The sequence below is a fragment of the Corynebacterium sp. HMSC071B10 genome (genome assembly GCF_001814825.1).
Classification (GTDB): domain Bacteria; phylum Actinomycetota; class Actinomycetes; order Mycobacteriales; family Mycobacteriaceae; genus Corynebacterium.
On the sequence record NZ_KV817974.1, the window covers coordinates 2,857 to 8,137 of the forward strand.

At 60.0% G+C, this 5,281-nt stretch carries 4 protein-coding genes; 2 read left to right on the forward strand and 2 right to left on the reverse strand.

Going from position 1 to position 5,281, the window contains the following annotated elements:
* Window positions 1–43 precede the first annotated feature (43 nt).
* Together HMPREF2990_RS01540 and HMPREF2990_RS01545 are read right to left on the reverse strand one after the other, a co-directional pair.
* Entirely contained in the window at window positions 44–481 is a 438-nt protein-coding gene (locus HMPREF2990_RS01540) for a hypothetical protein (protein WP_070762357.1), read from the reverse strand.
* A gap of 44 nt (window positions 482–525) precedes the next feature.
* Window positions 526–2,949, reverse strand: a complete 2,424-nt coding sequence (locus HMPREF2990_RS01545) for a DEAD/DEAH box helicase (protein WP_070762359.1) — start codon at window positions 2,947–2,949, stop codon at window positions 526–528.
* A 183-nt stretch (window positions 2,950–3,132) separates the two neighbouring features.
* On the opposite strand from HMPREF2990_RS01545, the gene HMPREF2990_RS01550 reads away from it, so the two are divergent.
* Together HMPREF2990_RS01550 and HMPREF2990_RS12315 are read left to right on the forward strand one after the other, a co-directional pair.
* The gene (locus HMPREF2990_RS01550; protein ID WP_083316928.1) at window positions 3,133–4,500 is read left to right on the forward strand and encodes an AAA family ATPase; all 1,368 of its coding nucleotides are present in this window, start codon (window positions 3,133–3,135) and stop codon (window positions 4,498–4,500) included.
* A 36-nt stretch (window positions 4,501–4,536) separates the two neighbouring features.
* On the forward strand, window positions 4,537–5,172 hold the full coding sequence (locus HMPREF2990_RS12315; RefSeq protein WP_083316929.1) for an RloB family protein: 636 nt from the start codon (window positions 4,537–4,539) through the stop codon (window positions 5,170–5,172).
* Window positions 5,173–5,281 lie beyond the last annotated feature (109 nt).

Here is a 5,281-nt window from a genome sequence, read left to right on the forward strand (position 1 = left end):
AACGATCGTTCCCGTGCAGCGGTTTCCTGTCTCTTGTCATGGTCTAGAAACCGGGGAACAGGACCTTGGTCGCGTTGCCGGCTTGGATGAGCGCCATCTTGACGGTGTCGAGGACGAAGAGGTCGCCGCCGGGGGCTGCGAAGACGGTCGCGCCACCGCCGGAACGCACCGACATGGGGCTGAGTTTCTGCGGGGGCTGGGTGAAGCCCTGGTTCCAGCACAGGGTGCCTGCCCAATTGTCTTCGACCTTGACTGCTGGGATGAGGTGCTCCGGCGGGTTGCACTCGGGGTGAGCTTTTCGGGCCTTGTCGGAGACGCAGAGGGTGGTGTGGCCCTGAGGGGTGTTGTAGATTTCGCAGCGCACATCGCCGCTTTGGTTGGAGTAGGTGTGCGTGGAAGCATGCGCTGCAGAGGCGCTAAGCGTGACGGCTGCAAGGGTGATGGTGGCGCCGGCGAGCGCGGCGGTCGTGCGTGTCTTCATAGTGAGCTCCTGGGGGTGGGTAGGTGATGTATGGCATGTGTCACTTAGGGTAGTGGTGGGTGGGGGAGCTGGCAAGCGTCGAGAAGCGAAAGCCCAGGTTGCTGGGTGAAGCCTTGGGCGCGGATGACGGTGCGGCGCTTGCGGAATGCGGCGGTAAGGGCGGGGACGAGTTGGTCGTGGAAGTCGAAAACCGTGGCGGAGGTTGTGGTGCCGCGGGTGACGCGGCCGATTTGCTGGATGACGTTGCCTTTGAACGCGACTGGTGCGGCGAGGATGAGCGCGTCGAGGGCTGGGAGGTCTACACCCTCGCCGGCGATCTGGGTCATGGCGATGAGGACGAAGCGGGGTGCGGCGGTGAGTGCCTTGCGGGTGGCGCTGCGGTCTTTCGCGTGCTGAGCGCCGTGGAGGGTGAAGACGGGGACTGGGAGGTCGGGGTGGTTGCGGGCGAGGAGTGTTTCGAGGGTGGTGATGTGCTCGCGGCGCTTGACAAGGACGAGGACGTTCATGCCGCTGGTGGCGGCGCGGGCGATGGTCTCGGCGATGAGGGCGTTGCGGATGTCGTCGGCGGCGAGTGCGTTGTCGAGGTCGGGCCAGTAGAGGTGGGGCTCGTCGTAGGTGAACTCGGTGGTCTGTACGACGTAGTGCTTCGGGCCGGGGCGCTCGATCTCCATGGTGTGGCGGATGGGGCCGCAGATCAGCGGCAGGAGTGCGTCGAGGCCGTCGGAGCGGAATGGGGTGGCGGTCAGTCCGGTGACGAAGCGGACGTTGAGATCTGCGAGTACGCGGGTGAGGCCGGCGGCGCCGACGCGGTGGCACTCGTCGATGATGAGGTAGCCGTAGTCGGCGAGGAACTGCGTGCGGGAGTCGGTGCGGCTGATGGACTGGGCGGTGATGATGTCGATGTCGCCGCTGAGCTTCTTCGACTTGCCGCCGTGCTGGCCGATGGTGGGGCTGCTGAGGAAGGTGGTGAGTGCTTCGCGCCACTGGGCGGCGAGCTCCACGTTGGGGACGATGATGGCGGTGGGGACTTGGCGGTGCGCGATCAGTGCGCAGGCCATGACTGTCTTACCGGCGCCGGGCGGGGCGACGAGGACGCCGGTGCGGTGCTTGCGCATTGCGTTGACGGCTTTGCGCTGCGCGGGGTAGAGCTCGCCGGTGAACTCAGCGGGCATGGTGCGCGGCTTTGGGGTTTTGCTGCGGCGGGTGACGGTGTAGCCGGCGGCTTTGAGGATGTTGATAGCGTCGTCGAGGGTCCCGCGGTCAAGGGTGAGCGTGCCGTCGCGTTCGTCGAAGCGGATAATCAGGCGAGGAGTCTGGTAGGTGGACAGGCGCTGGGTCTGGCGGATGTAGAACTGCGGGTTGGGGACTGCGCCGAGGTGGCGAAGCGCGGTGGCAGTGGTGGCGTCGACGCCCTCGAGGCTGATGTGGACGCGGGAATCGTGCCTGACGCGGACCGTGCCGGAGCGTTTGAGGGCTTTGAGTTCTGCCGTGGTTGGCGGTTGGGGAAGCTGGGTCTCCGGGTCCGGTTGGAGATCTGCGGCGATCTGTTTGAGCTGGTTCTTGGAGGCTTTGGTGGTGTTGGCGAGAGCGGCGAACTGGTCGTCGGCGGGCTCGAAGTCGTGGTTGACGAAGACGGTGCGCTGCTCGGCGCGGTGCTGTCCGGCGAGCGGGAGCGCGATCAAGTTGCCGAAGCCGCGGCGCTTGCCCGGCAGCGTGTCCTGGGAAGGGAAGAAGCGATCGAAGCTGGCGAAGTACTGCTTCGGGCTAGCCTTGGCGAGCAGGCCGATGCCTGCGGTGCGGGCGAGGGCGGCCGGGACGGGCTCGCTGAAGAAGAGCCAGACGTGCGCGCCGGTGCCGGAGCGGGAGAGCTCGATGAGCGGGTCGAGGCCGAACTCACGGCAGGTGTCCGCGTAAGTGCGGGCGGCGGTGCGGAAGTCGGCGTCGTCGAAGTCGCATGCCAGGAGGAAGCAGGTATCGCCTTTACACAGCGGGTAGAGGCCGACGTGGAGGTTGTTGTCGCGGCGGAGGTGCTGCTCGAGGACCTTCGGAGTAAGCGGTTTGAGGTTTGGGTTGCTCCGGTCGTAGCGGCCGTAGGAGGCAGGTGACCAGCCTTTCTTCTCGCCGTTGCGCCAGGCGGTGGCGTAGACGTCGTCGCGGCCGCGGAAGTAGTCGGCGAACAGGCGGAGCTTCGCATCGGGGGAGGAGGTGTTGGAGATCTTTGTAGGTTCGGGTGGTGTGGCTTGGTGTGTGGGTTCGGCGTGTGGCGCGGGTGCGGCTTGTGGCGCGGATGCGGGGTCGAGCGGGAGCTGTGGGGCGGGGGCTTCGGCGTGGGTGGTGCTGGCGTTGCGGCTGGTTGTTGTGCGCTCTGGTTGCGTGAGGAAGGCCTCGAAGTCGTCGGTGCCGAGCAGCTTGGCGAGCGCGCGCTCGAGCAGCTGCACGCGGGCCTCGAGATCGTGCGCATCTGGCATGGGCGCTCCACGGGATAGGGGGACAGGGTTGCACGAGGTCAGTGTAGTTGGGGCGAGGAGTCATGGCTGCGAAAAACGCCCGTTGAAAGCACGAGTGGCTGAGTTTGAACACGCCAAATGTCGATCGAATTGCGAAAATTCCGTAATTTGAGTGTAAAATTTTTGGCGTAAGACAATGGACTTGTGGAGTTGACGGAAATGCTTTTGGACATCACTGTAAAGAATGTTTTGTCTTTCGGCCCTCCTACGTCGCTCAACTTGCTGACCGGTTATGAGCACAGGTTTTCCGATACGCTCCCTCTGCTTAAGCTGCGATACAACCGGAAGGTAAACCCAGTTGCGGCGCTGTTTGGTGCAAATGCTTCCGGAAAGTCGAACTTAGTAAAAGTCCTCGAAAAGTGTCGACGGATAATGATTCCGGGGGAGCGGGGAAAAGAACGGCGATTGCCTTTCGAGCCGTTTCAGCTGGATGAAACCTCAGTCAACTCGCCTAGCGAGATAGAGCTGCTCTTCGAACTGAATGACTATATCTACGAGTACTCTGTTGCGTATAACGCGACGGAGGTCGTCGAAGAAAAGCTTGAGCTGTACCTCTCGCGGAGCTCTCGCGTCCTCTTTCAACGCCGTGATGGAAAGGTGTGGCTCGAGGGAGCAGTGGAGCCGATCGGTGAACCGGATGACGCCCTTAGTGCCCTTGCGTACACGGTCCCCGATGACGAAACTCTGGTTACTCACGTAGCGGAAGCCAAAACGAGAAACCTTCCTGAAAAGCTGCAGGAGAAAATCCGGCACATGATTTCTCCGTACTTGTTCGTGCAGAGGCTGGTGTTTGTTGACGCTGAAATTAGCTCATTAACCAGGTTTTTCACGAACACTAAAGCAAATTGGGAATCCGCAATGCCTGAAATTGATGCCGGCATCGTGGGAACAGAAGCGAATAACGTAGACCCTTCCGCAATGGAGATAGATGACGATCTTCTGAGTGAGATTAAAGCGCAATGCGAACGTGGGGAAGCACTTGATATAGAAACTACGGCTGGGCGCTTTCGAGTTGAACACGACGAAGGCGGACTAAAAGTGCGAGAGGTCCAGCTGTTGCACCAGGGCCAAGGCAACTCTTCGAAGACGTTGCCGTGGTCAGCAGAATCTGCTGGCACGAAGTCAGCATCTCGTCTCTTTACATTGTTCGGAGAATTGCAGCGCCCGGGGTCGACGATGATCCTCGTCGTTGATGAGTTGGATCGCAGCTTCCATACAGAGCTTTCGAGGGCACTGATCGATGGGTTCTTGCAGACGCGGACAAAAGAAAGCCGTGCACAACTGATCTTTACGACCCACGACCTTCTACTGATGGATCCAGCTCGATTCCGGAGGGACCAGATTTGGATCGTGGAGAAAGGGTCGCACGGGGCGACCGAGCTGACCCCACTTTCTGACTACGAGGGCATACGCTCGGACAAGGATCTGCGGAAAACGTACCTTGAAGGACGTTTTGGCGGGGTTCCCGACATCCAACCACTCCATCTAGCATTTGAGGGAACACAAGTCTGAATTCGGGCTAGTTGGCATTGAAAGGCGTGAGGGGGCATGGGTCGGATGAATAAGTTTTCGAGGAATAAGGACCGCGCGGGAACTAAATCTCTGCGTAGTCTGTTTCTCATCATTGTCGAAGGCGAAACTGAAAAGGCCTATTTTGAAAACTTCCGAGGGCCGAACATTCGTCTAACTGTGCGTAGCGGTAAAGGGCCAGACCCGAATTCCTTGGTCAAGGAGATGGACCGGCAGCTGGAGCAACTCAGATCGCAACGGGCGCTTCGTCCGAAAATTGACCAAGCTTGGATCGTGCTAGATCGAGATAATTCTTCCGTCGAGCAACTAGAGGTGGCTTTCGACTGGGCTGAACCACGAGTTGACCGCGGAGTTGGCTACTCATGCCCCCAATTTGAGTATTGGCTCCTACTACATTTCGAGGATGCCCATGGCGTTTCCACGCAGCAAGATTGCCTGACTCGGATTAATCGGCATATTCCCCAATACCAGAAGGGGAATAGCCGAATGTTGAGATTTTCGCGCGATCAAATCCAAAAAGCAGTTGAACGCGCCAACAGGCGGTTGCCTGAAGTGCCGAAATCAATACATGAACTTCACGAAAAGATGGGTCATACAACCTCCCTCACCACGCTTCATCCACTTGTGGCGGACTTGTTGAAAAACACAAGATAGCCGAGTATTGGCCGTCTGTGCTGGTTGGGTCAGGGCTCACTGAAAGGTGGGAGCTGACCCCTGTTTGGTAGACACCTCTGATGGACCTGACCCCCGTTAGGTAGACACC